The sequence below is a fragment of the Streptomyces sp. NPDC046379 genome (assembly GCF_055587785.1).
In genome coordinates, this window is the sequence record NZ_JBVJFP010000018.1 from 111,187 (window position 1) to 134,826 (window position 23,640).

Genomic DNA, 23,640 nt, shown 5'->3' on the forward strand with positions numbered 1-23,640 from the left:
GAGCCATGACCGGCAGCGGCCGGGCAGTAGCCTTCCGTACGTGACCCCAGACGACGACCGTGTCACCGCACAGGCCCTGATCGCGCACTACGGGATGGAACCGATCCCGCGCGAGGGCGGGCTGTTCCGGCGGACCTGGGCCGGCCCGCCGCGCCCCGACGGACGGCCGGAGGGCACCGCCATCGTCGCCCTGCTGCGGCGCGGCGACCACTCCGCGCTGCACCGGCTGCCCACCGACGAGATCTGGCACTTCCACCTCGGCGACCCGCTGGAACTGCTGCTCCTCGCCCCCGACGGCACCTCCCGCACGGAGGTCCTCGGCCCGGACGTGCTGGGCGGGGAGCACGTCCAGCTGACCGTGCCGGCCGGGACCTGGATGGGCGGGCGGGTGGCCGGGGACGGGACGTGGACGCTGTTCGGCTGCACGATGGCCCCCGGGTTCGCGTACGAGGGGTACGAGCACGGGGACGCGCGGGAGCTGGCGGCGCGGTACCCGGACCGGGCGGCGCTCATCGCCGAACTGGGCCGCCCCTGAAGGGCCGGCCGAGGGCGGGCTGAACGCCGGCGGGCCGGCGTCCGTATCCCCTCCGGAGGTGCGGAGGATCCCCTCCGGAGGTGCGGAGGTACGGGGATGCGTGAGCGCGGGCAGAGACAGGGGCAGGGACAGGGACACGGGCGCGGGCAGGGCGGCCGGCGGTGGCTGTTCGGGAGCGCCGCCGCGCTGATCCTGCTGCTTCTCGCCCCCGCGCCCGCCTCCGCGCACGCCGCGCTGCGCGCCACCGACCCCGGCGACGGCACGGTCCTCGACTCCGCCCCGCGCCGGCTCACCCTCTCCTTCACCGAGACCGTCGCCCTCCTGGACGACTCGGTCCGGGTCATCGACCCCGCCGACCGTCCCGTGGACACGGGCCGCGCCGCACACGCGGGCGACCGCTCCGACACCGTCCGCGTGGGCCTCCCCGCACGCCTCGCCGACGGCACCTACACGGTGGCCTGGCGGGTGGTGTCGGCGGACGGCCACCCCGTCTCCGGGGCGTTCGTCTTCTCCGTCGGCGCGCCCTCGGCGACCGCCGCGACCGTCGCCGCCCCGACCGAGGACCCGGCCGTCGCCTCCCTCTACAACACCGCCCGCTACGCCGCGTACGGCGGCCTCGCCCTGCTCGTCGGCGTCACGGTGTTCCTCGCTGCCGTGGTGCGCGGCCCCGCGCCGGCCGCGCTGCGCGGGCTGCTCACGGCGGCCTGGCCGACCCTGCTGCCGTCCACGGCCGCGCTGCTGCTCCTGCGCGGCCCCTACGCACGCGGCACCGGCCTGGCCGACGCCCTCGACCCGGTGGTCCTCACGGCCACGCTCACCACCCGTCCGGGAGCCGCGCTGACGACCAGGCTGGCGCTCCTCGCGGCGGCCTGGGCGCTCCTACGGCGCCTGCTCGGCGCCTCGGCCCGCCCGCACCCCGCCCGGCTGGTCGAGGAGACCGGCGAGACGGCGAACACGACCGCGCGCGGAGCACGACCGGTCCCCGGCGTCCCGGCCGTCGCCCTCGCCGTCGCGCTGGCCCTCACCTGGGCGGCGGCCGAGCACGCCTCCGCCGGGATACAGGTGCCGGCGGCGATGACGTCGTCGGTGCTGCACCTGCTCGCCATGGGCGTGTGGCTGGGCGGGCTCACGGCCCTGCTCACGGTGGCGTACCGCGCCCCCGGCGACCTCACCGCCGCCCACGTCGCCCGCTTCTCCCGCCTCGCCCCCGCCTGTGTGGCCGTCCTCGCGCTGACCGGCGTCTACCAGTCCTGGCGGGGCCTCGGCTCCTGGGACGCGCTGACGGGGACGACGTACGGGAGGGTGCTGCTGGTGAAGCTGGGCGCGGTGACGGCGCTGCTGTCGGCGGCGGCGCTGTCCCGTCGCCGGGTGCGGGGGTGGGCGGCGAGGTCGGCGGAAGGGGCGGTGGAGGGTCCGGCGGAGGGGCCGGTGGAAGGGCCGGTGGGAGGGGCGGTGGAGAGGCCGGTGGAAGGGGCGGTGGCGGGTCCGGCGGAGGGGGACGCCGGGGACGACGGTCACCGGCGTGCCCTGCGGCGATCGGTGCTGGCGGAGGTCCTGACCGGCGTGGCCGTCCTGGTCGTCACGACCCTCCTCACGATCACCCTTCCGGGCCGCGCCGCCGCCGAGAGCGCCTCCGCCGCGACGCCGGACGCGCCCACGTCCTCCAGCACCCTCGTTCCCTTCGACGTGGGCACCCCCAACGGCCACGGCAAGGTCCAGCTCGACCTCGCCCCGGGCCGCGTCGGCCGCAATCAGCTCCAGGCCGTCGTCTTCGGCCCCGACGGAGGCATCGTCACCGTCCCCGAACTGCGCCTGACCCTCGCCCTCCCCGCCCAGGACGTCGGCCCCCTCGACGCCGCCCTGGAGAACCGCGGCGGCTACTGGGCCACGGACCGCCTCCGGCTGCCCCTGCCGGGCGTCTGGACGATGCGGATCACGATCCGGACGTCGGAGATCGACCAGGTGACGGTGGAGCGGCGGGTGCGGGTGGGGGCGTGAGCCGAGGTGCGTCGTGGACCGGGCGGACTCGGCGGGCGTTGCGTGCGGTGTTCGCTCCCTGGCGTGGTACTCGTCGGTCGCAGCACCCCGTACTGACCGCGACACCCCGTACTGACTGCGACACCCCATCCTGACCGAAGCACCCCGTACTGACCGCGACACCCCGTACTGACTGCGACACCCCATCCTGACCGAAGCACCCCGTACTGGCCGCAGCACCCCATCCTGACCGAAGCACCCGTGCTGACCGCAGCGACCTGAACGGGCACGCCCTGACTGGGGACGCCGGCATGCAGACTTTCCTCCCCCACCCCGACTTCCGGGCCTCGGCCCTGGCCCTGGACCGTCGCCGGCTCGGGAAACAGCGGGTCGAGGCGCTGCAGGTGCTGCGCGGCCTGATCGTGCCGGGCTACGGATGGCGGCACCACCCGGCCGTACGGATGTGGGCCGGCTACGAGGAGGCGCTGGTCCGCTACGGCCTGGAAATGTGCGCGGTGTGGCGTGAGCAGGGCCACCAGGACAGCTGCGCGGCGACGCTCGTGGCCGATCTGCTCGCCTTCCGCCCCGGCACGTCGGTCCGCCGTCAGCCGCTGCTGGCCGCGGCCGGGGAACTGCCGCCGTGGCTCGGCGACGACGCCTTCCACCTCAGTCACCGCTCGGCGCTGGTGCGCAAGGATGCGGAGACGTACGCCCCCCGCTTCCCCGGCGTGCCGGACGACCTGCCGTACGTCTGGCCGAAGTCGGACCGGTCGGGCGAGCCATCGACGGAGGCATGACGAGTACCGGCGGCAGCCGATGCCCCCGCGCCGCCCGCTATCGTTCGATGCGAACATCGGACATTCGGAGCGGCATGCGACAGACAGATGTGCGAGCCGAGGAGCCGTACGGTGCCGTCGCGGCCCCCGGCGGGGCCACCGCAGCGCGTACGCCCGACGAGGGCCCGCCCGTGCGTGACGCACCCGCGGGCGACGGACCCGTGCGTGACGCGCCGGTACGCGACGGCGGCTGGCCCCGGACCTGGCCCCTGCTGCTCCTCGCGGCGGCGGTGCTTCCCGGAGCGCTGCTCTTCGCCGTCGGTCGCTGGGGCGACGAGCCGGCCGTACAGGCCTGGCGGACCGTATGCCTCTCGATCACCGTGCAGGCGCTGCCGTTCCTGCTGCTCGGCACGGCCCTGTCCGGAGCGATCAACGCGTTCGTGCCGGCGAGCGTGTTCACCCGCCTCCTGCCCCGCAACCCCGCCCTCGCGGTCCCGGTCGCCGGCGCAGCCGGGGTCGTCCTGCCCGGCTGCGAGTGCGCGTCCGTCCCGGTCGCCAAGAGCCTGATCGGCAGGGGCGTCACCCCCGCCGCGGCCTTCGCCTTCCTCCTCTCGGCCCCCGCCATCAACCCGGTCGTCCTCACCACCACGGCGATCGCCTTCCCCGGCAGCCCCGAGATGGTGCTGGCCCGGCTGCTCGCCTCCCTCGCCACCGCCGCCGTGATGGGCTGGCTGTGGCTCTGGCTGGGCCGGGAGAAGTGGCTGCGGCCGTCCGTACGGCACACCGGGCACCGCCCGGGCCACAGCCGCTGGACGGAGTTCCGCCTCGGCTTCCAGCACGACTTCCTGCACGCGGGCGGCTTTGTCATCGTCGGCGCCATGGCGGCGGCCACCTTCAACGTGGCCGTGCCCGGCTCGGTCGTCGACGCCTTCGCCGACTCTCCCTGGCTGTCGGTGCTCTTCCTGGCCGCGCTCGCCATCGTCCTGTCGGTCTGCTCGGAGGCGGACGCGTTCCTCGCGGCGTCCCTCACCGGCTTCTCGCCCACCGCCCGGCTGACGTTCATGGTGGTCGGCCCGATGGTCGACCTCAAACTGATCGCCCTCCAGGCCGGCACCTTCGGGCGGACCTTCGCCTTCCGCTTCTCCGCGGCCACGGCGGTCGTCGCGATCCTGTGCAGCGCGCTCATCGGAGGAGTACTGCTGTGAAGCGCCCCCTGCAGGCGACTCTGCTCATCCTCAGCGGCCTCGGCCTGCTCCACGCGACCGTCCTCACCGACCTCTATCTGCGGTACGTCAGGGACTGGATGCGCCCGCTGCTGATCGCGTCGGGCGTGGTGCTGCTGGTGCTGGGACTGGCGGAGGCATGGTCGGCACGAGCCGGCACGGAGAAGCAGGACGACACCCACGGCCACGGCGATGACGGCCCCGGCCGAGACCACACCGATGACCACGGCCACGACCACTCCAAGGTCCCCCGCGTGGCGTGGCTGCTGTTTCTCCCGGCCCTGAGCCTGCTCGTCTACGCCCCGCCGTCCCTGGGCGCCTACACCGCCGCCCGCCAGGACACCAAGCCGGTCGTGCGGCAGGACGGCTTCGACCCGCTGCCCGCGACGTCCCCCGTCCCCCTGACGCTTCGCGACTTCATCGGCCGCGTCCAGCAGGACCGTGAGCAGTCCCTGAAGGGCCGCACGGTCCGGATGACGGGCTTCGTGACCCCCGGCGAAAAGGGCGGGACATGGTACCTGACCCGCCTCCTGATCAGCTGCTGCGCGGCGGACGCCCAGACGGTCAAGATCCGTGTCCACGGCACACCGGCCCCGCCCGCCGACACCTGGGTGACGGTCGTGGGCACCTGGCACCCCACCGGAACCCTGGGCACCCCCTCCGCCGCCCCGGCCCTGGACGCCGACACCGTCACCGAGACCACCCGCCCCCCGAACGCCTACACGGACGCCCTCCCCCTCCCGGCCTCCCGCTGAGGCCCTCCCGCCCGCTCAGGCGAGGAGTACCGTGAAGCGAGGGGGCCTTTGGGCGGTGCCGTCCCCGGCAGACAGGCAGGCGAGCGCGATGTCCGACTCCGACTCCCCGCAGGTGACCAGGCCCCTGCCCGACGCCGTCCACCAGGCGGTCCCGCGACCCGGAACGGCCGTCGTACGGCTAGAGACGACCCATGACCGGCAGGGCGCGCTCGACGGGGCGTGGTGGCCCCGTTCCCGCGACGTCGCCCGCGAGCTGCCCGGCCTCGTCACCGCGCTGACCGAGTATCTCGGGCCCATCACCCGCGTCGGCCTGGACAGCGACGCCTGGGAGGAACTGCCGACGCGGATGACCATCGACGGCCGCGTCGTCCACATCGACTCCTTCCCGGTCGGCGACGACACCGTCCTCATCACCCGAAGCAGCCGGGATCTCTTCTCCCTCGTCGTCGTCCCGCCGCACGCGACGCCCGACGCCGCGCACGCCGCCATGGCGGCGGCCGTGCGCGCCGACGGCCGTACGCAGGCGCAGCAGATCCTCATCGACACCGGCACGGCACGTGCCGACCCGGGGCACCCGACGTGATCGTCCGGTGCCGCGGGAGCCGACGGCGTGGGCGAGCGGGTCCCACGGCGGGTCGATCGCCCACGCCGGGCGCACGGCCCACGGGCTCGGACGCCGCGAGGAGTACGCTGAAGGAACCGACGACATGCCGAGCACGGGCATTCGCGCCCGTACCGTCTCTCGGTGATCGAATACGCCGGGCCGGCTCCGGCCCGAAGCCGGCGCCGCCGTGACTCCGCCGCGGGGCCGGGTGGCCCCCGCAGCGTCGGCGGACCAACCGGGAAGGGTGTGAGGACCATGGACGTCCTCGTGACGGTGCTCGCGCTGCTGGCGGTGATCGCGGCAGGCGTGTTCCTCATCCACCGGCTCAACGCGCAGCACGGCGACAGGATCGCCGCCTTCCACTACGGCCGCGACGGCGTGGTCGCACCGGGCCGCAAACCCACGGGCAGGAAGCCGACACGCCGCACGGCCGCCACGACGAACGGCGCCGGCGAGCGCCGGGACCACCGTGACGGCGGACGCGGACGGCTGCGCCCTCGACGCCGTATCCAAAGCTGAGCTGCCTGACCCCCCTGAATGAGGAGTCATGCCCCGCCACAGTTCAGGGTTCAGCACAGAACAAACCCCGGGTTGCTGACCTGGGGTTGCTCTCTGGAGCAGGTGACGAGAATCGAACTCGCGCTCTCAGCTTGGTAAGCGACGGCGCTTGCGCGAGCGTGAAGCTGCTGACTCGCGTGGATCCCATGTGCTGCGGTAGGCGTTGGCTTCCTGTGGCACCGCTGTTGACCGCAGGTGTCCGCTCTGAAGGGCACACCGTGGGCACGGCACTGCGATGTGGACGACCACTTCGCTGATGTGGATTGCTCGGTGTGCGGGCCTGGGGGATGCGCAGAACGACTGAGCGCGGCGGTCGCGGTCGCATACGGCTGCCGGGCCCTCGCCTCGGCTCGGGAGATCACAGACCTGTGGGAGCGCCCCTACGGACTTCGACCTCCACGAGAAGTGGTTCGATGCAAGAGGCGGCGAGCACGGTGCGGTGCCACAGCTCATGATCTGAAGAACGAGGCACCTGCGTGTGTCAATCCGGTACATGGACTACTCTTGGTACATGTCCATGAAGCGCACGAACGTCTACGCCGACCCCGAGGACCTGGCGATCATCAAGGAGGCCGCGAAGCGTCGGGGGATCAGCGAGGCCGAGATCATCCGCCAGGGCATCCACCTCGCGGCAATGGCGAACAGGGTCTGGGACGAGCCGCTGTTCTCGCGCACCTTCGAGGGGACGGGCCGCACGCCCTCCAAGGCGGAGGTCCGTGACGCGGTCGCCGACGCCGTCCGCCGGGAGACCGACGCGGATTCCGGAACCGCCGCGTGATCATTGTCATCGCCGACACGTCCGGCCTCCTGGCGGCCCTGGACTCGGCTCACCCGGAACACCGGGCGGCGAACGAGGCGATCATGGTGGCCGGCCTCCTGGTCATGTCCCCATTGCTGCTGGCCGAACTGGACCACGTCGCCACGCGCGAGCTCGGCAGGACGGCCGCCCTCGGCGCGGTCGACGACCTCCGGCGCTGGATGAGCCGGGGGCGCGTCGTCATGCCGGAGATCACGGAGGACCACCTGGGCACCGCCCAGTCCGTCCGTGTCCGCTACCGTGCGCTGGACCTCGACCTCGCCGACGCGGTCAACGTGGCGCTCGCCGCCGACTACGACACGGACGCGATCCTCACCCTCGACCGACGTGACTTCCGGGCCGTACGCCCCTTGGGCCACCACAAGGCCTTTCGGGTACTCCCCGACGATCTCCCGGTCTGATGCGACGAGAGCCGAACTCGCCCTCTTCGCTCGAGAAGTGACGGAAAAGGAGCTCTCCCGGACATCACGGCTGACCAGTGTGCGCAGTGTGGGCCATACGCTGACCAGAAGGTCGCGACTGAGGAACCGGACCAGATCGTCCTGCGCTCCCTCGGTCAGGACGATCCGGCAGTAGTTCATCCACAGCTGGCGTCGTGTGTCCCCAGGGGGATGGCGCGGGCCGCGTGCGAGGGGTAGGCGGCAGCCTGGCAACGGTAGTGAAGGGGGCGGCTGTCCGCGTCCAGTGCTTCGGGACGCTGGGACGTCAACACTGGTTTCCCCCTGCCGAGCGGGCCTGGGTGAAGAGGCTCCGCAGTGACCGTGTAGCCGGCGTGTCGCGGACGACGACCCTGTCAGCGATTGCGCTGACCATGCACAGGCCCCGGCGGTGCTCGGCATGGTCGTCCTGGTGTCCTGGTGCTCGACCTCCGCTGGCACCTGGAGTCGTACGCCGAGCCGGGCCCGGACGGGCTGCTCTTCGTCGGTGAGGAGGGCGCTCCCTTCCGGCGGAGCACCTTCGGGCGGAAGTGGCGGAAGGCCCGGGAGATCGTCGGCATGCCGGAGGGCTTCCGCTTCGACGACCGCGGCACACCGGGCACACCCTTTCCACCTGGTCCGGTGCCACCCTGAAGGAACACGATGGTGCGCGTCGGACTGTCTTCCGAGAAGGCCGCGCTGATCTATCAGCACTCCGACGAAGAGCGTCAGGAGGAGGTCGCCGCCGGCCTCGATGACACGGTCCGGAAGGCTCGGGAGGAGGCTGCCCGGAAGGCCGCCGAGAAGCGTTCTGGCACGGATCTGGCACGCGGCGAGTGATCACAGCGGACAGCAAAAGGGCCCAGGTCCCTGACCTGGGCCTTCATCGCAGAGCGGGTGACGAGAATCGAACTCGCGCTCTCAGCTTGGGAAGCTGATGTTCTACCATTAAACTACACCCGCGTAAGACGCCGACTCCGGGTCGGTGTCGAATGCTCGGATACTGTACCTCATTCCAGGCCCCCGGTGCCTCGCGCCGTGGGGCCCCGTGTGTTTTCGCGGGGGTGGACGGGGCAGGCGGGGAAGCGGAGTTGGGGCGTACGGTGGGGGAGTGGGTGGAGGGTCCGGGGGGACCGGAGTGCCGCCTGGAGGGTCGTCCTGATCGTCCCGTAATGTGGCTTTCGTCGTCACGGCATCCCAGCCAGACGCGGCTCTTGGGGAAGGGACTCTAGGACTTGATGGAGCGCACCGTCGTCCGTTGTGCCGATGGGCACGTGTTCAGCACCGCTTCGTTCCCGATGCAGCAGGCCGAGCGCCTCGGGCCCGGGCGGCTCGTCCGGTGTCCTCGCTGTGCGCGGCTGCGCAGCGTGGTGCCGGTCAGCCTGCAGAAGCGGTAGCGGACGGGCCGAGGCAGGCAGCGGCAGGCAGACCGAAGCGCGCGGAGTCGTCCGGTTGTGGCGGCTCCGCGCGCCTTGCGTATCCTCGGGGCGTGCTTCTCTCTGACAAGGACATCCGGGCCGAGATCGACGCCGGGCGGGTGCGGATCGATCCCTACGACGAATCCATGGTGCAGCCGTCCAGCATCGACGTACGACTCGACCGCTTCTTCCGGGTGTTCGAGAACCACCGCTATCCCCACATCGACCCCTCCGTCGAGCAGGCGGATCTCACGCGTCTGGTGGAGCCCGAGGGGGACGAGCCGTTCATTCTGCACCCCGGGGAGTTCGTGCTCGCCTCGACGTACGAGGTCATCACGCTTCCCGACGATCTCGCCTCCCGGCTCGAGGGCAAGAGCTCGCTCGGGCGGCTCGGGCTCGTGACCCACTCCACCGCCGGGTTCATCGACCCCGGCTTCTCGGGGCACGTCACCCTGGAGCTGTCCAATCTCGCCACCCTCCCCATCAAGCTGTGGCCCGGTATGAAGATCGGCCAGCTGTGCATGTTCCGGCTCACCTCGCCCGCCGAGGCGCCCTACGGGAGTGAGCGGTACGGGTCCCGGTACCAGGGGCAGCGCGGGCCCACGGCCTCCCGGTCCTTCCTCAACTTCCACCGGACCCAGGTCTGAGCGGGACGGACACGATCGACGTGAGTGACGTACGCGAGAACCTCACCTACGAGCAGTTCGGGCGGGCCGTCCGTGAGCTGGCCCAGGCCGTCGCCGACGACGGGTACCGGCCCGACGTCGTGCTCAGCATCGCCCGCGGCGGCGTCTTCGTCGCCGGCGGGCTCGCCTACGCCCTCGACTGCAAGAACATCCACCTGGTCAACGTCGAGTTCTACACCGGTGTCGGCACCACCCTCGACATGCCGGTCATGCTCGCTCCCGTGCCCGATGTCGTCGACTTCTCCGACAAGAAGGTCCTGATCACCGACGACGTCGCCGACACCGGCAAGACGCTCAAGCTGGTGCGCGACTTCTGTCTCGACGCCGTCGCCGAGGTGCGCAGCGCCGTCATCTACGAGAAGTCGCAGTCGCTGGTGAAGTGCGACTACGTGTGGAAGCGGACCGACGACTGGATCAACTTCCCCTGGAGTGTGTTGCCTCCAGTACATAGGTCGGGAGAGTCCGCTAAGCCCAACAGGGAGGCCTTCTGAACTAGTTCAGTGTCGGTGCTCCCCTGGAGACCCCGGGACTGTCAGTGCCGACAGATATGCTTACTGCCGTCCACTTCCGGTCCATCCCGAGCTTCGGACCCAAGGGCCGAAGACCCCAGTACGCCAGGGGTTAGCACGACCGGACTGGAAGTGTGACATGGCAGAACTGCGGAAGCCGGATGAGCCGGAACGTGATCCGCGTCGGAGCCTCACAAGGGCCGAGATCATGATTGCGATTCTCACAGCGATTACGGCACTCGCAGGCTGTGTGGAGCAGTTGGCGCGCTAGCGCTGTACGTCGGAGCAGGAACCGGCTGATGGGCGGACCATGAGAAACGGGTCCGGCCAATCGCAGCTCGGCCGGACCCGCTTCGATACTCCACCCACGGGCCCTACCTCGGCCTTACCCGCCGAGGTGGGGCTCCTGTGCGTGAAGGGCTCCTCAACCCCAGGTCGCAATGCAATATTGCACTCTCGGGTTGCAATCTTGCTACCCAGGGAGACCTCGTTAGCCTACATCGCCCTCTTGGCAGGCCCTATGTGGCTACTGCGGAAGGTCACCCCTATCTGCCTTAGCGGTCCGACTTCCTTCACCCCCACTCTCCCCAGCTCCCATCCCGTACGCCGTCGACCCACACACCGTGGAGCAGGCGTGGTTCATGGCGTCCAGGTGGAGCGCGCCACTGTACGAACGACCTGGACGCCATGGGCCGCGTCTGCTCGGCTCTGCCTGGGTCGATGGCGTACGGGATGGGAGCACCCCGCGCACGCCCCTACGGGCCCGCAGTCGGGAACGGCGCTCCCTCCATCCCGGTGTCGGCCGATCCCCCGCCGGAGGCACTGTTCTGACCCGCGGGCGTTGTGTGTGGTGATCGCCTCATGGCTTCCGGCCCTATCCACCTGTGGGCGCGCGTCGGCGCAGCCCGCCGGAGCGGGCCGAAGGCAGGAGCGGCGGCGGAGCGGAGCCGGGAAGCGCGCCCGGCGGAGCGGAGCGCAGCCGGGGCTTGATGAGGTAGAGAAACCTGTAACAGCTCTCGCTCTTGCCCGGGTCAAGCCGAAGGCGCGTCGGTGGTCAGGAGTCGGCTCGTGAATCCGGCTTGGCACAGGCGCTCGTATGCCTCGCGCACGTCGGCGGGTACCGGTTGGCTGATCATGAATCCCTGCTCGGGGTAGATCATCAGTCGTTGAAGCGCACCGACCAGCATGTCGATCACCAGACGGGCGTCACCGATGGAGTCGACGTACTGGTCGAGCGTCATAGGAGTGGAAGCGCTGACGACCTCGACTTCGGGCCAGAGCTTGCGCGCGGTGGCATACGCCCGCCGCTCCTCATACGGCTTGCTGATCAGGAGTACCGAGGACACCTCGATCCCCACCTCTTCCAACAGCTCTCGCGAGAAGCGGATGTTCTCGCCCGTGTTGCGGGCTCGCGGCTCCACGAGAACGGCCGTACTGGGGACGCCGAGCTCCAGTGCCCGTTCCCGGTAGTGGACGGCTTCACCGCGGGGCATGCGCTCCCGCGTCGTAGGGCTGGTGGCACCGGTGAACAGGAGCAGCGGGGCCATGCCGCGCTTGTACAGGTCCACTGCCGTGTCGGCCACGCCCAGGTCGTGGCTGCCGAGTCCGATGGCAACCGAGCACGGCCGGGGTGAGTGGCCCATCTGGTGGTACTCCCACACGCGCCGGGCGTCTGCCCAATCCTGCGTCGAGATCACTGCTTACCTTCCCTGTCCTTCGCCGAGTCGGGCACCTTGAAGTCGTACTCCCATGCGAAGCGCGATGCCGCGTGTACCCCGATGGCGAACTCCACGACGGTGCCGTCGGCCGTGTAGGTCGTCCGATGCAGCTCGACGACCGGTTCGCCCGGCGGCAGCTGGAGCTGCTTCACCTCGTCCGGTGTGGCGGCACGGGCGAACAGTCGCTCCTTCATGTGATCGATCTCGTAACCCGCGTCGTACAGCACGCGAAATCCACCGCCTCGGCCGGCGGGCCCCGGCGTGGGGTCCACCAGTCGCGTACCTTCCACGTGCTCAGGCCGGTAGTAGCTGGTCAGCGTGTGGGTCGGCTGGTCCCCTTCCTTGACCAGTCGCGCGCGGGCGTAGACCTCGGCGCCTTCCGGTAGCCCGTGTGCGGCTGCCGCCTCCGGTGGCGCCACGACGCGACTGACCGTCTGGGTCTGCTCGTTCCGGCGGTACCCCCGCCCCGAAGCCACACGGTCCGCGATGAAGGCGACCTCGTCGCCGTCCCGCCACTTGGCCTTGTCGTAGCGGGCGATACCCAAGCGCTTGAGGGGAACTTGCTGGCGCACGACCGTGCCGTGGCCGCGCGACGAGGTGACCAGACCTTCGGCTTCCAGCGCCTTGTAGGCGGCATGCACGGTGGCCTTGGAGCCTTCGCCTGCCTCAACAAGCTCTCTGATGTGCGGCAGTCGCTGGCCGGGGGCGTAATCACCCCTTCTGATCTGCTCGGCCAGCTTGTCTGCCAGCTCCCGCCACTTGGGCGCCATCTCGAACCCCTCTCGACAAGGTCCAGTGAAACATAGTCCTAGGACTGTTGACAGTCCTAGGACTGCGATGCACTATCTCTCTCAGCGGCTCGCAGTCCTAGGACAGCGGGCATCACGCGGCCCTATCGGGCTGCTCCGACATCAACGCTGGGAGTACTGATGCCTTCCTTCAAAATCGACCTCTCGACCGCCGTGGTGTTCGTGGCGACCGCGCCGGAACCGAAGATGGCGAACAAGAAGACTGGGGAGCGGGCCTTGGACCGGGAGACCGGTGCGGGCCTGTCGACCGTGGGCCTGCTGGTCTCGGACGAGGGTGAGGGCAACCTCTACCAGGTGACCGTCCCGGAGACGGGCATCCCGGAGGGTCTGATGCCGGGCATGCCGGTGCGAGTGGTCGGGCTGAAGGCGCGGGACTGGGAGAACGAGTTCAACGGCCAGAAGCGGCACGGGATCTCGTTCCGCGCGGTCGCGATCACGGCGGCGGCCTGACCATGGCCGACCTGACGATGTGGCTGGAGGCCACGGGGGCGTTAGTGGGTGCTGGCGGTCTCGGTTACGCCAAGGTCCGGGCTCCGCGGGTGTACTGGTCGCTGGTCGGGATGCCGCTCGCCTGGAGCCGGTTCACCTTCTCCTACCGGTCCACGATGGACGTGTGCGGATTGACGGTGCAGCCGTCCGGCCTGCGGGCGTTCATGACCCGCAACGTCGCTCGCCGTGAGGTGCAGCCGGTCCCGCCGAAGATCCGCCGGGTGCGTCCCACTTCGACCGGCCTGCGGGTCACGCTGCGGCTGCCGGCCGGGCTGGAGCCCGCCGACGTGGTCGCCTCCTCGGAGCGGCTGCGGCATGCCTGGGGCGTGCACTCCGTGACCGTGGTGGAGACCAAGCCCGGGTTCGTGGAACTGCGCATGACCGGCTATGACGTGCTGCGCCGGGTGCGCATGCCGCGCAAGGCTGCCCCGCATGACCTGGTGGTGCCGGTGGCGCTGCGTGAGGACGGGACCGCCTTCGAGCGGGACTACCGCAAGGCCCCCATGGCGCTCACCCTGGGCGCGAACCACTCCGGCAAGTCGATGTACCTGCGCAACCTGATCAAAGGACTGGCGCAACTGCCGGTGGCGCTGGTCGGCATCGACTGCAAGCGCGGTGTCGAACAGCGGGCGTTCGCGCCCCGGCTTTCGGCGCTGGTCACCACCCCGGACGACGCCGCCTCCCTGCTTGCGGTGCTGGTCGCGGAGATGGAAGACCGCTTCGACCTGCTGAGCCGGCACGGTGTCTCCGACGTGTGGGAGCTGCCCGCAGATTCCCGTCCGGTGCCGGTCGTGGTCCTGGTGGACGAGGTGGCGGAACTGTTCCTGATCTCCTCGAAGAAGGATGAGGAACGCCGCGAGAAGATCGTGACCGCGTTGATCCGGCTGGCGCAGATGGCCCGCGCGGTCGGGGTCTACCTGGAGATCTGCGGGCAGCGCTTCGGCTCCGATCTGGGCAAAGGCGCCACCATGCTCCGCGCTCAGCTCACCGGCCGCGTGGTGCACCGCGTCAACGACAAGCAGACCGCGGAAATGGGCCTGGCCGACGTCGCCCCGGACGCGGTGCCGGTCGCGAGCCTGATCCCGATGGAACGCCCCGGCACGGCTGTAGCGGCGGACTCCACGGGCGGCTGGTCGAAAATCCGCACCCCGAACACCTCCCGCGCGGATGTCGTCGCGGTCTGCCGGGAGTTCGCCCACCTGGTCCCAGACCTTCCCGCCCTCGAACCGTTCCGCCCTTACGTGCCCGCCGAGGCGCCGGAGACCGGTCCGTCGCTGGTCAAGCCCCGCCCGGTCACCGACTGACACCGCCCGGGGCGGGCGACCGGACACCTGCTTCCCGCCCGCCCCCCGGCCCGACACCCCCTCGAAGGGAGGTGCCCCATGCTCCGCTCGATCCGCCTGGACGCCGTACTCGTCCAAGCCGTCATCGCCGGTGCGCTGTCCTTCGCCCACCTCCACGACCTCGCCGCCGCCGCCGGACAGACCGGCTGGAAAGCCTGGGCCTACCCGGTCTCGGTCGACCTGCTGCTGGTTGCCGCCTGGCGCCGACTGCGCACCGCCCGGCGGGACCGCTCGGCCTGGACCTGGTTCGTCATCGCCCTGGCTGCCTCGCTCGGCGCGAACGTCGCGACCGCCGGACTCCTCGACCTCGACCAGGTGCCCGCCTGGCTGCGCATCCTCGTCGCCGGCTGGCCCGCGCTGGCCTTCCTCGGCGGAACCCTCCTGGTCCACACCCCCGCCGAACCGGCCACCCCCGTGCAGCCCGTGGACGACGAACCGGCCGCGCCGGAAGTCGAGATGCACCGCACCGACGACCCCGACCCCGCCCCGCCCGTGCCATCCGCGCCGGAACTCGCACCAGCCCCACCGCCGCCCGTCCCAACCCCCGCGCCGGTCGTCCCGGCTGCGCTGCTCGACCACGCCCGGAAGATCGCCGACGCACACCGTGCCTCGACCGGCACACCGATGCCCGCTGACGCCCTGTCGGCCCGGCTCGGTCTGCCCGCCCCGATGGTCGACGCCATCGCCGCACAACTCCAACTCATCTGATCGGAAAGGAGTTCGCCTCATGTCCCGGTCCTTCGACCGCCCCGCCGACTTCATCGGCGCCGCCCGCGAGATGGCCGTCACCGGCCGCCCCGCCCTGGCCCGGCTGCTCGCCGAGGAAGCCGCCGACCGCACCCCGGATGCCGACACCGCCGCCCGCATCCTCGCTGAGTTCCCCGGCCCCAGCCTCCGACAGGAGGGCTGACCCCATGGCCGTCTACCGCCGCTTCCGCGACCGCGTCCGCATCGGCCCCGTGCAGGTCGCCACGTACTACGACGGCCGGGGCCGTGACCGGCACACCGCCGCCTGCACCGCCCCCGGCTGCGGCTTCTCCGCCGACTACCGAGACCGCGCCGGCGCCGAACTCGCCGCCCGTACCCACCGCTGCAAGGCATAGGAGGACCCCGCGTCATGGACGTTCCGCTCTGGCTCGCCCTGCTCGCCGTCGGCTTCCTCGGAGTCAAGCTCATCCGCCCGCCGTGGTGGCTCGTGGCCGTGCTCCTCCTGGGCGGCTACCTCCTCGCCGACAGCATCCTGGCCCCCGCCCTCACCATCGTCGTCAAGTAAGGAGACCTGCTCATGTTCCGGCCCAAGCTCCCGTCCATGCCCCAGCCCACCGGCAGGGCCACCCCGCCCGCGGTCGCCGTCGAGCCGACCATCATCACCCCGGGCACCCCGGCCCCGCCGCCGGCACCTGTCGCCCCGGCCCCGGTCTCGGCCCGGCCCACGGTTCAGCTCACCCCCGGCAGCGCACTCGCCCTCGCCGCCGGTGGTGGCGCCGTGGTCCTGGTCGTCGGCGCGGTCCTGGTCTCCATGCTCCTCGCGGTCGCCATCACCGGCGTGTCCATCGCCCTGGTCGCCGTCGTCCTGCGCCTGCTCGTCAACGACCTGCACAAGGGACGGTGAGCCATGGAAACCGTGATCGCTGCCGCATTACCGGCCCTCGGCTGGGCCGTCCACGGCGGACTGCTCCTGCGCCGTCTGGCCACCGCCCGCCGCGACCCGCTGACCGGACTGCACACCCGCGCCGGATGGACCGCCCGCGCCGAACACCTGCTCACCCGGCACCCGGCCGCGCTGGTCGTCCTGATCGACCTGGACGACTTCAAGGCCACCAACGACACGCACGGCCACGCCGCCGGTGACGCCGTCCTCGCCGCGACCGCCCGCCGACTGCGCGACTGGTGCGGACGCCACGGCATCGCCGCCCGCCTCGGCGGAGACGAGTTCGCCGCCATCGTCACCGACCCCGCCCACACCCCCGGCACGACCGCGCTGCAAACGGCCCTCGCCCGGCCCGTGGCCCATGACGGGCGCCTGCTACCGGTCTCCGCCTCCGTCGGCTTCTGCCACCGCATCGACCTGCCGGTCGCCGCACTCACCGACGCTCTGTCCCACGCCGACGCCGGCATGTACGCGGCCAAGGGCCACGGAAGGCGCAACGTCCACAACTGAACGGCCCCCGGAGCGGCCTCGGTCGCCAAACTTCCGCCGCTCCGGGCGCCTGCACCCATTCCAGATCCGACGGACCCGAAAGGGAAACCTCATGATGCCCCAGCACGCCCGGACCCCGCGCGTCTGCCGCGCCTGCGACGGCTTCCCCGTCGTCGCCATCACCACCGGCACCCGCCACCGCGACGGCACCCGCGCCACCCTCCACGTCACCTGCCCCACCTGCAAGGGCACCGGCCACACCGCCCCCGCCAGCGTCGTCCGGATCGGAAGGTGACCGCGTGACCGACGCCGCCACCGTGGCGGGCCTAAACCCGGCCACCCTCGCCGACGTGCTGAGGCTGGCCGGGTCCTACGGCTTCGACCGCATCCAGGAGCAGATCCGCCGCACCGGCGGCTGCACCGACCCGATCCGCCTGCAAGGCTCCGTCGTCGTCCGGGACAGGGAAACCCGGCAAGTCCTGCACTCGTACTCCACCGACACCGAACCCGGCGGCGTCCTGCGCGTGGCCTGCGGCAACCGCCGCGCCTCCCGCTGCCCGTCCTGCGCCTGGACCTACGCCGGCGACACCTACCACCTCATCCGTGCCGGCCTCGTCGGCGACCCGGCCAAGGGCACCCCCGAGACGATCCGGGACCACCCGCGGGTGTTCGCCACCCTCACCGCGCCGTCGTTCGGCCCGGTCCACAACCGGCCTGGCAACCGTCCCTGCCGCTGCGGCACCCACCACCCCGACGATGCCCCCGAGCTGGGCACCCCGCTCGACCCCGAGACGTACGACTACGCCGGCGCCGTGCTGTGGAACAACCACGCCTCCGAGCTGTGGCGCTACTTCACGATCTACCTGCGCCGCGAGATCGCCAAAAGGGCCGGTCTCACCCAGAAGGACGCCCGTGAAGCCTCCCGCGTCTCCTTCGGCAAGGTCGCCGAATACCAAAAGCGCGGCGCCGTGCACTTCCACGCCGTGATCCGCTTCGACGGACCCGACGGACCCGATGACCACCCGCCGGCCTGGGCCACTCTCGACCTGCTCACCGGCGCCATCAAGGCCACCGTCGCCCGCGTCGCTGTCGACGTACCCCCGGCCGGAGACCAGCCGGCCCGCACCCTGCGGTGGGGCACCCAGCTCGACGTACGCCCGATCCGGGCCTTCGGCGACGGCGAAGAGATCACCGAACAGGCCGTCGCCTCCTATGTCGCCAAGTACGCCACCAAAGCCGCCGAGACCACCGGCACCATCGACCGCCGCATCGGCAACAAAGAGGCCCTGACCCTCCTCGGCGTCCCTGACCACCCGGCTCGGCTCATCGCCGCCTGTCTCGACCTGCACCCGCTCTACCCGGACCGCAAGCTCCGTGACTGGGCCCACATGCTCGGCTTCCGCGGCCACTTCTCCACCAAATCCCGCCGCTTCTCCACCACCCTCGGCGCTCTCCGCCAGGTCCGCGCCGACTACCGCGCTGCCCAGCAACGCGCCGCCCTCGGCCTGCCCGACCCCGACGACGAGGAAGCAACCACGCTCACCCTCGCCCACTGGACCTACGCCGGCCACGGCCACACCCCCGGCGAATCCTGGCTCGCCGCCAACATCCGCCGCGACATCCAGCACAGCCGCGAGATCGCACGCGAGGAACTGACAGGAGGTGCACCCGATGAGCACGAACGTTAAGCAGCGGCAGTCCCGTAACAACACGGCGGAGCAGACGGTCATGACGACGGAGGAGTGGATCCAGATGCATCTCCGTCGGGCTCCCGAGCGGGATGAGGAGTGGGTACGCCGGGCGCTCGTGTTGCAGGGGCGGGCCTGACCGTTAGTGCCAAACGGGCTCGATCAAGCTTGGGTCGAACTTGCGGCGCCCCCTGCCTGCCGGGTGAATGATCACAGCCGACAGACTGTGCAACACGATCTCCTGTTGCCGCTCGATCGGTAGCCCGAAGAACTCGTCAACCGTCAGGTTCGCTGTCTCGCTCTTGGCCTCCGCCTGCTTCTGCTCCTTGTAGAACCGGGCACGCTCCAACTTCAGCTCGTCGCGCAACCGCTCCTTGGCCGGCAAGAGCTGCAAGAGAGTGGCCACCGTGATCTGCTTCGTCCGCTCGGCCTCGACCAGTTGGGCAATGTCCTCGTTCACCTGCTCCAACTCGGCCTCCTTCGGCCATCGCTGCTCGACAGGTACGTTCGTCACCGACGCCCGCGCGCGCTGCTCCTCCAACACGAGTTGAGCTATCAGCCGGTCGACGGGTTCTCCGGTGCGGCCGACCTTGCCGCAGCCGCCGTTCACCACGGAGCACTGGTAGGTGAACCTGGTGGCTTTCGATCCCGGCTGCCAGCGCTGGTTGATCTGGCCTCGGATCTTGGTTTTGCACAGTCCGCAGCGGGCGATCCCTGACAGCAGGTACTTACGGGCGAGCGACTTTCCGGGGCGCTTCTGCTTTCGCTCGGCGATCGCCGCGCACACCGCCTCCCACTCTTCGAGCGTGTTGATCGGCTCCCACTCGCCCATGACGGGCCGGCCGTCGTCACCGTGAAGGATTTCGCCGTGATAGGTCCGATAGCCGACCAACCGGGGATTGGTCAGGATGTGCTCGACGTGGTGGTGGGCCATGCGCTTGGTGCCCTCGCGAGGGTTGCCCAAGCCCTGCTCCTGCCACCTCGTGCGGATGGTCCCGATGCGGACGCCGGCCAGAATCTCGCGCTGTGCTTCGCGGATCGCCTTGGCCGCTTCCGGGTCGACCTTGGTTCGGTCGTCCTTCCGCCATCCGTACGGTGCGGGCCCGCCGCTGTCCTTGCCCTGCTGGGCCAGTTCCAGGTGCTTCCGCTTGATGCGGCGTGACGCGTCGTGCGACGACTTGTTGGCGAAGGCGACCATGATGCGCGCCATGGTGCGGCCGTCTGGCGTCCCGATGTTGACGTCATTGGTGACGGTGGCGAACTCCAGCCGCGGGCGCTCGTCGTAGATCTCGATGAGGCGTTCAAGGTCTCTCGGCTGCCGGGCGAGCCGGTCGAGATCGTAGGCCACGATGCCGTCGATGAGGCCGGCGCGCAGATCCTTCAACATCAGCTCGAACTCGTCGCGCACGACGTTGCGCTTGAACGCGGACACGTCGTTGTCCTCGTAGACCTTCACGGCCTGCCACGACCGCAGATCCGCCAGACGCTCGCAGTCCTGTTGCTGCCGCGCGACACCGAGGGCGTCGCCTTCGTCGTCCCGCGAAATGCGGGTGTAGATCCCCACCCTGCGTGCCAAGATCGGGCCTCCCCTGCCTCCTGAGCAGGGGTCAGACTACTACCGTCATAGAGTCAAGTCAGCCTGGTCCGTCGAGCCCCCCGTCGTGCGCCGGGACGGACAGGTTCTCGACGCCTGAGAGCGCCTGAGAGCGCCTGAGAGGCAGCGCCCGAGAGGGATCGGGAGCGTGGGCGGAGGGGGGGGCGGGCCCCCTCCGCGCAGCGTGCCTAGAAGGTGCCCAGCTTCACGATCGACAGCAGCGCGACCAGCTGGATCGCCGACGCGCCCAGCGCCCGCGGCCACGGCAGGTCGTGGGACTTGGACACCATCAGCGTCAGCAGCGCGCCGGCCGCCACCCAGGTGGCCCAGCCGAGGATCTGGACGAAGGACGCGTCGCCGCCCAGGAACATCGCCACGACCAGGCGGGGGGCGTCCGTGAGGGACATGATCAGCATGGACAGGCCGACCGTCGGCTGCCAGGCGCCGTCGCCGCCCAGCTGGCGGGCGAGGGTGTGGGTGACCACGCCCAGGACGAACGCGCTCAGCACCATCGCCACCGCGGTCGTCAGCACGATCGGCACCGCGTTCGACAGGGTCGCGTTGATCGCGTCCTCGCGGGCGCCGTCGAAGCCGAAGACCGCGAGCAGGCCGTAGAGGAAGGTCACGACGAGGGCGGGGCCCCACATCGTGTAGTCGCGCATCTGCAGGAAGGTCTGCCGGGGCGACGTCACGATGCCCTTCAGCAGGGCCTTCCAGTGCAGGCGGGGGCCGATCGGGCCGGACGGCGCGGCCGAGCCGGCGCGGTACGTCTCGCTCTGGTGGTACGGGTCCTCGCCGACGGCGAACGCCTGGGTGTGACCGGGGTGGTTGGCCGCGTACGGGTCGGGGGCGGCGTGGTGGTCGCCGAAGTACTCCGGCTCGTCGCCGGGACGGCCGCCGTGGCCCGCGGGTGGGCCGCCGTACTGGCCGCCGCCGGGGCCGTAGCCGCCGTATCCCGGTCCCGGCTGGGGCGGCGGCGGGTAGCCGTACGCCGGGCCCTGCGGCGTCTGCTGACCGTACGGGGGGTTTTGCGGTCGCGTGTGCGGGGCGCGGTCGTCCCGGCCGCCGCGTCCGATCCTGAATCCAGCCACGCCTTCGAACGTACCTGGTCCCGCGGAGGGACGTGCCGGGCCCGGGCTTCCGGGCCCGGCTTTGCGGCCGAGCTGTGACATCCCTTACGGGGGCGTCCAGCCGTTCCCTTAAGGGGGTCAGTCGGCGAAGTTCGCGCCGAAGTACGGGTATCCGCTCGTCGAGACGTTCGTCCACTGCGGGGCCACGGCACCGGCGCCCGTCGCGGTGATCCTCGTGCCGGTGGAGGGCAGGAAGGTGACCAGGCCGTTGCCGTTGTTCTCGGCGGAGCCGACCAGCAGGTCGGCCCTGCCGTCGCCGGTGACGTCGTCCAGCTTGACGTCGAGGCCGAACCGGTTGTTGTCCTCGCCGGTGCCGGGCACGCCCGCGGTGTCCTGGTGGAAGGACTGCGCCCGGGTCACGGTGTCCAGTCCGCTCGCCGAGCCGTAGAGGACGGTGACCGAGCCGGTGTCGGTGTCGTCGCCGAGGTTCTCGCCCGCGACGCCGATCGCCAGGTCGAGGAAGCGGTCGCCGTTGACGTCGCCGAGGTCCAGCTCGTAGCCGAAGAAGTCGTTGCCCTCGGCGGTGCCGGGGACGCCCGCGGTGCTCTGGGTGATGCCGGTGGCGTCGCCGGTGCGGGGGCCGTCGGCGGACCCGTACGTCACCCAGACCTTGCCGCCCTTGCCGGAGTACGGGATCGAGGTGCCGTCCTGCGTGGTGGGGTTCCAGTAGGCGCCGCTGACGATGTCGCCGTGACCGTCGGCGTCGATGTCGCCGATCGCCGTGATCACGCCGGGCTTGAGGGCCTCGGCGGCGGAGGAGTCCAGGCCGCTCGCGGTGCCGGGGATGAAGTAGTTGCGGTTCCAGCCGTACCCGGTCTGCGTCTCGAAGCCGTCCACGACGAGGTCGGTCGCCGGGCCGCCGTCGACGTTGCCCGCGGTCAGGTTGAGCGGGCCGCCGGCGTCGCCGCCGAGGATCGGGGGCTTGACGGTGTAGCGCCCGCCCAGGGCGCCGGCCGGGCCGAAGCCGCCGCGGAAGACGTGGACGGTCGGCGTGTCGCTGCCGACGGCGAGGTCGTCCCTGCCGTCGCCGTCGAAGTCGCCGGCCGCGAGGGTCTTGCCCCAGAAGTCGTGCGAGGAGCGGGCCGGGTCGGTGATCACGGGCCCCGCCGTCAGCCCGTCGGCCGAGCCCCACAGGAGCACGACCTGGCCGCCGTTGGTGTCGGTGCCGACGGTCTCGCCGGGGGCGCTGACGGCGAGGTCGTCGAAGCCGTCGCCGTTGAAGTCGGCGTAGGCGGAGTCGAATCCGAACTCGTCCCCGGCCTCGGCGGCGCCGGGCACGCCGTTGCTGTTCTGGCTGATGGTGTCGCTGGGGGTGTCGCCCGACAGGTCCCCGGTGAGGTCACCGTCCGAGACGCCTTCCGGGGTGCCGTAGAGGGCGATGATCTGGCCCGCCTGGCTCTTGGCGTTGACGGAGGCGCCGAAGGCGGAGAAGGCGACGTCGCCGATGCCGTCGTCGTTGAAGTCCGCCTGCGGTATGCGGGTGGAGTCGGCGGCCGTCGCCGTGCCGGCGGTGAGGGTCAGCAGACCACCCGTCAGCGCGGCCGCGGTGGCCGTCGCGAGGGCGATGCGCAGGGTGTGCGTCATACGGGTTCTCCTGCGGCGTACGGGGACGCCCGGTCGGCGGGCATCCGCGGTCGATGGGTGCGACCGACGACCGCGAGCGCCGGGTTCGGCGGGAGGTGTCCGTGAGTTCTCCCCGCGTTCACGATGTGGTGGCGATCAAGAGACCCGCGCCGGGCGGTGAGGGTTGTACGGCAAGTGCGGGGAGCGGAGGGGAGGCGGCGACCGGGGCGTGCGGGGCGGCGACCGGTTGGTGCACGGCGAAGGGCCGCCCCATGGGGGGCGGCCCTTCGCCGTGCTTCTCGTGCCGGCCGGCGTGCTACTTCACCGGCTGCGGCTCGGGCGCGTCCTCGGACCGAGAGCCGGCCTCCCCCGCGGGCGGTTCCTCGTCGGTCACCGGGGTTTTGACGGAGTCGAGGAGGAGCTGGGCGACGTCGACGACCTGGACCGTCTCCTTCGCCGTGCCCTCGTTCTTCTTGCCGTTGACCGAGTCGGTGAGCATGACCAGGCAGAACGGGCAGGCGGTCGAGACGATGTCCGGATCGAGGGCCAGGGCCTCCTCGACGCGCTCGTTGTTGATGCGCTTGCCGATCCGTTCCTCCATCCACATCCGCGCACCGCCCGCGCCGCAGCAAAAGCCCCGCTCCTTGTGCCGGTGCATCTCCTCGTTGCGCAGGCCCGGCACCCGGCCGATGATCTCCCGCGGCGGCGTGTAGATCCTGTTGTGGCGGCCCAGGTAGCACGGGTCGTGGTAGGTGATGATGCCCTCCACCGGCGTGACGGGCACCAGACGGCCCTCGTCGACCAGACGCTGGAGCAGCTGCGTGTGGTGGACCACCTCGTAGTCGCCGCCGAGCTGCGGGTACTCGTTGCCCAGCGTGTTCAGGCAGTGCGG

The 23,640-nt window shown here is 71.0% G+C and carries 28 protein-coding genes, 1 tRNA gene and 2 pseudogenes; 23 read left to right on the forward strand and 8 right to left on the reverse strand.

What is annotated here, in order from left to right:
• The first annotated feature begins 40 nt into the window (after positions 1–40).
• The 9 genes from ACZ6KF_RS27835 to ACZ6KF_RS27875 all read left to right on the forward strand — a co-directional run bounded on the left by ACZ6KF_RS27835 (position 41) and on the right by ACZ6KF_RS27875 (position 7,646).
• Entirely contained in the window at positions 41–535 is a 495-nt protein-coding gene (locus tag ACZ6KF_RS27835) for a cupin domain-containing protein (protein WP_356635803.1), read from the forward strand.
• 96 nt (positions 536–631) lie between these two features.
• The gene (locus ACZ6KF_RS27840; protein WP_469240879.1) at positions 632–2,533 is read left to right on the forward strand and encodes a copper resistance CopC/CopD family protein; all 1,902 of its coding nucleotides are present in this window, start codon (positions 632–634) and stop codon (positions 2,531–2,533) included.
• Between the two features lie 290 nt (positions 2,534–2,823).
• Positions 2,824–3,309, forward strand: a complete 486-nt coding sequence (locus tag ACZ6KF_RS27845; RefSeq protein WP_469240880.1) for an MSMEG_6728 family protein — start codon at positions 2,824–2,826, stop codon at positions 3,307–3,309.
• A 74-nt stretch (positions 3,310–3,383) separates the two neighbouring features.
• A complete protein-coding gene (locus ACZ6KF_RS27850; protein ID WP_356635797.1) occupies positions 3,384–4,493 on the forward strand; it encodes a permease in 1,110 nt (369 codons plus the stop codon).
• Positions 4,490–5,266: a TIGR03943 family putative permease subunit gene (locus ACZ6KF_RS27855; RefSeq protein ID WP_356635795.1), complete on the forward strand. Its 777-nt coding sequence runs from the start codon at positions 4,490–4,492 to the stop codon at positions 5,264–5,266. Before ACZ6KF_RS27850 ends, ACZ6KF_RS27855 begins: the two co-directional genes overlap by 4 nt.
• Positions 5,267–5,354: 88 nt before the next feature.
• Positions 5,355–5,849, forward strand: coding sequence for a DUF5994 family protein (locus tag ACZ6KF_RS27860; RefSeq protein WP_356635793.1), 495 nt, complete (start codon positions 5,355–5,357; stop codon positions 5,847–5,849).
• A 276-nt stretch (positions 5,850–6,125) separates the two neighbouring features.
• Complete coding sequence (locus ACZ6KF_RS27865) at positions 6,126–6,389, forward strand: hypothetical protein (protein WP_469240882.1); 264 nt, start codon at positions 6,126–6,128, stop codon at positions 6,387–6,389.
• A gap of 550 nt (positions 6,390–6,939) precedes the next feature.
• Positions 6,940–7,206, forward strand: coding sequence for a ribbon-helix-helix domain-containing protein (locus tag ACZ6KF_RS27870; protein WP_469160227.1), 267 nt, complete (start codon positions 6,940–6,942; stop codon positions 7,204–7,206).
• Positions 7,203–7,646 (forward strand): PIN domain-containing protein, encoded by a 444-nt coding sequence (locus ACZ6KF_RS27875; RefSeq protein ID WP_469240884.1) that lies wholly within the window; start codon positions 7,203–7,205, stop codon positions 7,644–7,646. The genes ACZ6KF_RS27870 and ACZ6KF_RS27875 overlap by 4 nt, the downstream gene beginning before the upstream one ends.
• A 54-nt stretch (positions 7,647–7,700) precedes the next feature.
• Here ACZ6KF_RS27875 and ACZ6KF_RS27880 read toward each other — a convergent pair.
• Positions 7,701–7,835: pseudogene (locus ACZ6KF_RS27880) on the reverse strand (transcriptional regulator); the annotation flags it as partial.
• 270 nt (positions 7,836–8,105) lie between these two features.
• Here ACZ6KF_RS27880 and ACZ6KF_RS27885 point away from each other — a divergent pair.
• Positions 8,106–8,501: pseudogene (locus tag ACZ6KF_RS27885) on the forward strand (tyrosine-type recombinase/integrase); the annotation flags it as partial.
• A 52-nt stretch (positions 8,502–8,553) separates the two neighbouring features.
• On the opposite strand, the gene ACZ6KF_RS27890 reads toward ACZ6KF_RS27885, so the two are convergent.
• Positions 8,554–8,624: transfer RNA gene (locus ACZ6KF_RS27890), tRNA-Gly, on the reverse strand.
• A 526-nt stretch (positions 8,625–9,150) separates the two neighbouring features.
• On the opposite strand from ACZ6KF_RS27890, the gene dcd reads away from it, so the two are divergent.
• Together dcd and ACZ6KF_RS27900 are read left to right on the forward strand one after the other, a co-directional pair.
• On the forward strand, positions 9,151–9,726 hold the full coding sequence (dcd, locus tag ACZ6KF_RS27895) for a dCTP deaminase (RefSeq protein ID WP_356635775.1): 576 nt from the start codon (positions 9,151–9,153) through the stop codon (positions 9,724–9,726).
• A 20-nt stretch (positions 9,727–9,746) separates the two neighbouring features.
• The gene (locus ACZ6KF_RS27900; RefSeq protein ID WP_469240886.1) at positions 9,747–10,256 is read left to right on the forward strand and encodes a phosphoribosyltransferase; all 510 of its coding nucleotides are present in this window, start codon (positions 9,747–9,749) and stop codon (positions 10,254–10,256) included.
• Positions 10,257–11,305: 1,049 nt separating this feature from the next.
• Here the strand turns inward: ACZ6KF_RS27900 and ACZ6KF_RS27905 are convergent.
• Both ACZ6KF_RS27905 and ACZ6KF_RS27910 read right to left on the reverse strand, forming a co-directional pair.
• Entirely contained in the window at positions 11,306–11,971 is a 666-nt protein-coding gene (locus ACZ6KF_RS27905) for a YdcF family protein (RefSeq protein WP_469240888.1), read from the reverse strand.
• Positions 11,968–12,762 (reverse strand): GntR family transcriptional regulator, encoded by a 795-nt coding sequence (locus tag ACZ6KF_RS27910; protein WP_469240890.1) that lies wholly within the window; start codon positions 12,760–12,762, stop codon positions 11,968–11,970. Before ACZ6KF_RS27910 ends, ACZ6KF_RS27905 begins: the two co-directional genes overlap by 4 nt.
• A gap of 159 nt (positions 12,763–12,921) precedes the next feature.
• On the opposite strand from ACZ6KF_RS27910, the gene ACZ6KF_RS27915 reads away from it, so the two are divergent.
• The 11 genes from ACZ6KF_RS27915 to ACZ6KF_RS27965 all read left to right on the forward strand — a co-directional run bounded on the left by ACZ6KF_RS27915 (position 12,922) and on the right by ACZ6KF_RS27965 (position 18,600).
• On the forward strand, positions 12,922–13,251 hold the full coding sequence (locus tag ACZ6KF_RS27915) for an SCO3933 family regulatory protein (protein ID WP_365829857.1): 330 nt from the start codon (positions 12,922–12,924) through the stop codon (positions 13,249–13,251).
• Positions 13,252–13,253: 2 nt separating this feature from the next.
• Positions 13,254–14,594, forward strand: a complete 1,341-nt coding sequence (locus ACZ6KF_RS27920; protein ID WP_469240893.1) for an FtsK/SpoIIIE domain-containing protein — start codon at positions 13,254–13,256, stop codon at positions 14,592–14,594.
• Between the two features lie 78 nt (positions 14,595–14,672).
• Positions 14,673–15,341 carry a DUF2637 domain-containing protein gene (locus tag ACZ6KF_RS27925; RefSeq protein WP_469240895.1) on the forward strand — a complete coding sequence of 223 codons (669 nt, stop codon included), beginning with the start codon at positions 14,673–14,675 and terminating at the stop codon, positions 15,339–15,341.
• Between the two features lie 19 nt (positions 15,342–15,360).
• Complete coding sequence (locus ACZ6KF_RS27930) at positions 15,361–15,543, forward strand: hypothetical protein (RefSeq protein WP_365829853.1); 183 nt, start codon at positions 15,361–15,363, stop codon at positions 15,541–15,543.
• A 4-nt stretch (positions 15,544–15,547) separates the two neighbouring features.
• On the forward strand, positions 15,548–15,736 hold the full coding sequence (locus ACZ6KF_RS27935; protein WP_030820282.1) for a mobile element transfer protein: 189 nt from the start codon (positions 15,548–15,550) through the stop codon (positions 15,734–15,736).
• 14 nt (positions 15,737–15,750) lie between these two features.
• Positions 15,751–15,906, forward strand: coding sequence for a hypothetical protein (locus ACZ6KF_RS27940; RefSeq protein ID WP_469240897.1), 156 nt, complete (start codon positions 15,751–15,753; stop codon positions 15,904–15,906).
• Positions 15,907–15,918: 12 nt separating this feature from the next.
• Positions 15,919–16,245 carry a SpdD-like protein gene (locus ACZ6KF_RS27945; protein WP_365829851.1) on the forward strand — a complete coding sequence of 109 codons (327 nt, stop codon included), beginning with the start codon at positions 15,919–15,921 and terminating at the stop codon, positions 16,243–16,245.
• 3 nt (positions 16,246–16,248) lie between these two features.
• Positions 16,249–16,794 carry a GGDEF domain-containing protein gene (locus ACZ6KF_RS27950; protein WP_469240900.1) on the forward strand — a complete coding sequence of 182 codons (546 nt, stop codon included), beginning with the start codon at positions 16,249–16,251 and terminating at the stop codon, positions 16,792–16,794.
• A gap of 94 nt (positions 16,795–16,888) precedes the next feature.
• On the forward strand, positions 16,889–17,068 hold the full coding sequence (locus ACZ6KF_RS27955; protein ID WP_365829893.1) for a hypothetical protein: 180 nt from the start codon (positions 16,889–16,891) through the stop codon (positions 17,066–17,068).
• A 4-nt stretch (positions 17,069–17,072) separates the two neighbouring features.
• Positions 17,073–18,461, forward strand: a complete 1,389-nt coding sequence (repSA, locus tag ACZ6KF_RS27960; RefSeq protein WP_469240902.1) for a replication initiator protein RepSA — start codon at positions 17,073–17,075, stop codon at positions 18,459–18,461.
• A complete protein-coding gene (locus tag ACZ6KF_RS27965) occupies positions 18,445–18,600 on the forward strand; it encodes a hypothetical protein (protein ID WP_469240903.1) in 156 nt (51 codons plus the stop codon). Before repSA ends, ACZ6KF_RS27965 begins: the two co-directional genes overlap by 17 nt.
• 3 nt (positions 18,601–18,603) lie before the next feature.
• Here ACZ6KF_RS27965 and ACZ6KF_RS27970 read toward each other — a convergent pair whose 3' ends face one another.
• The 4 genes from ACZ6KF_RS27970 to ACZ6KF_RS27985 all read right to left on the reverse strand — a co-directional run.
• The gene (locus tag ACZ6KF_RS27970) at positions 18,604–20,025 is read right to left on the reverse strand and encodes a recombinase family protein (protein ID WP_469240905.1); all 1,422 of its coding nucleotides are present in this window, start codon (positions 20,023–20,025) and stop codon (positions 18,604–18,606) included.
• Positions 20,026–20,243: 218 nt separating this feature from the next.
• Positions 20,244–21,227, reverse strand: a complete 984-nt coding sequence (locus tag ACZ6KF_RS27975; RefSeq protein ID WP_469160230.1) for a Yip1 family protein — start codon at positions 21,225–21,227, stop codon at positions 20,244–20,246.
• A gap of 36 nt (positions 21,228–21,263) precedes the next feature.
• The gene (locus tag ACZ6KF_RS27980; protein ID WP_469240907.1) at positions 21,264–22,769 is read right to left on the reverse strand and encodes an FG-GAP-like repeat-containing protein; all 1,506 of its coding nucleotides are present in this window, start codon (positions 22,767–22,769) and stop codon (positions 21,264–21,266) included.
• A gap of 295 nt (positions 22,770–23,064) precedes the next feature.
• A partial coding sequence (locus tag ACZ6KF_RS27985) for a (Fe-S)-binding protein (RefSeq protein ID WP_469240909.1) occupies positions 23,065–23,640 on the reverse strand: 576 nt, incomplete at its 5' end.

What these genes read in the sequence shown, in the direction of transcription:
- ACZ6KF_RS27915 (WP_365829857.1), top strand. Translation starts at nt 12,922, where the DNA reads ATGCCTTCCTTCAAAATCGACCTCTCGACCGCCGTGGTGTTCGTGGCG.
- ACZ6KF_RS27925 (WP_469240895.1), top strand. Translation starts at nt 14,673, where the DNA reads ATGCTCCGCTCGATCCGCCTGGACGCCGTACTCGTCCAAGCCGTCATC.
- ACZ6KF_RS27980 (WP_469240907.1), bottom strand. Translation starts at nt 22,769, where the DNA reads ATGACGCACACCCTGCGCATCGCCCTCGCGACGGCCACCGCGGCCGCG.
- ACZ6KF_RS27965 (WP_469240903.1), top strand. Translation starts at nt 18,445, where the DNA reads ATGAGCACGAACGTTAAGCAGCGGCAGTCCCGTAACAACACGGCGGAG.
- ACZ6KF_RS27920 (WP_469240893.1), top strand. Translation starts at nt 13,254, where the DNA reads ATGGCCGACCTGACGATGTGGCTGGAGGCCACGGGGGCGTTAGTGGGT.
- ACZ6KF_RS27865 (WP_469240882.1), top strand. Translation starts at nt 6,126, where the DNA reads ATGGACGTCCTCGTGACGGTGCTCGCGCTGCTGGCGGTGATCGCGGCA.
- ACZ6KF_RS27870 (WP_469160227.1), top strand. Translation starts at nt 6,940, where the DNA reads ATGTCCATGAAGCGCACGAACGTCTACGCCGACCCCGAGGACCTGGCG.
- ACZ6KF_RS27945 (WP_365829851.1), top strand. Translation starts at nt 15,919, where the DNA reads ATGTTCCGGCCCAAGCTCCCGTCCATGCCCCAGCCCACCGGCAGGGCC.
- ACZ6KF_RS27850 (WP_356635797.1), top strand. Translation starts at nt 3,384, where the DNA reads ATGCGACAGACAGATGTGCGAGCCGAGGAGCCGTACGGTGCCGTCGCG.
- ACZ6KF_RS27840 (WP_469240879.1), top strand. Translation starts at nt 632, where the DNA reads ATGCGTGAGCGCGGGCAGAGACAGGGGCAGGGACAGGGACACGGGCGC.
- ACZ6KF_RS27935 (WP_030820282.1), top strand. Translation starts at nt 15,548, where the DNA reads ATGGCCGTCTACCGCCGCTTCCGCGACCGCGTCCGCATCGGCCCCGTG.
- ACZ6KF_RS27845 (WP_469240880.1), top strand. Translation starts at nt 2,824, where the DNA reads ATGCAGACTTTCCTCCCCCACCCCGACTTCCGGGCCTCGGCCCTGGCC.
- ACZ6KF_RS27910 (WP_469240890.1), bottom strand. Translation starts at nt 12,762, where the DNA reads ATGGCGCCCAAGTGGCGGGAGCTGGCAGACAAGCTGGCCGAGCAGATC.
- ACZ6KF_RS27975 (WP_469160230.1), bottom strand. Translation starts at nt 21,227, where the DNA reads ATGTCACAGCTCGGCCGCAAAGCCGGGCCCGGAAGCCCGGGCCCGGCA.
- ACZ6KF_RS27930 (WP_365829853.1), top strand. Translation starts at nt 15,361, where the DNA reads ATGTCCCGGTCCTTCGACCGCCCCGCCGACTTCATCGGCGCCGCCCGC.
- ACZ6KF_RS27950 (WP_469240900.1), top strand. Translation starts at nt 16,249, where the DNA reads ATGGAAACCGTGATCGCTGCCGCATTACCGGCCCTCGGCTGGGCCGTC.
- ACZ6KF_RS27940 (WP_469240897.1), top strand. Translation starts at nt 15,751, where the DNA reads ATGGACGTTCCGCTCTGGCTCGCCCTGCTCGCCGTCGGCTTCCTCGGA.
- ACZ6KF_RS27860 (WP_356635793.1), top strand. Translation starts at nt 5,355, where the DNA reads ATGTCCGACTCCGACTCCCCGCAGGTGACCAGGCCCCTGCCCGACGCC.
- ACZ6KF_RS27955 (WP_365829893.1), top strand. Translation starts at nt 16,889, where the DNA reads ATGCCCCAGCACGCCCGGACCCCGCGCGTCTGCCGCGCCTGCGACGGC.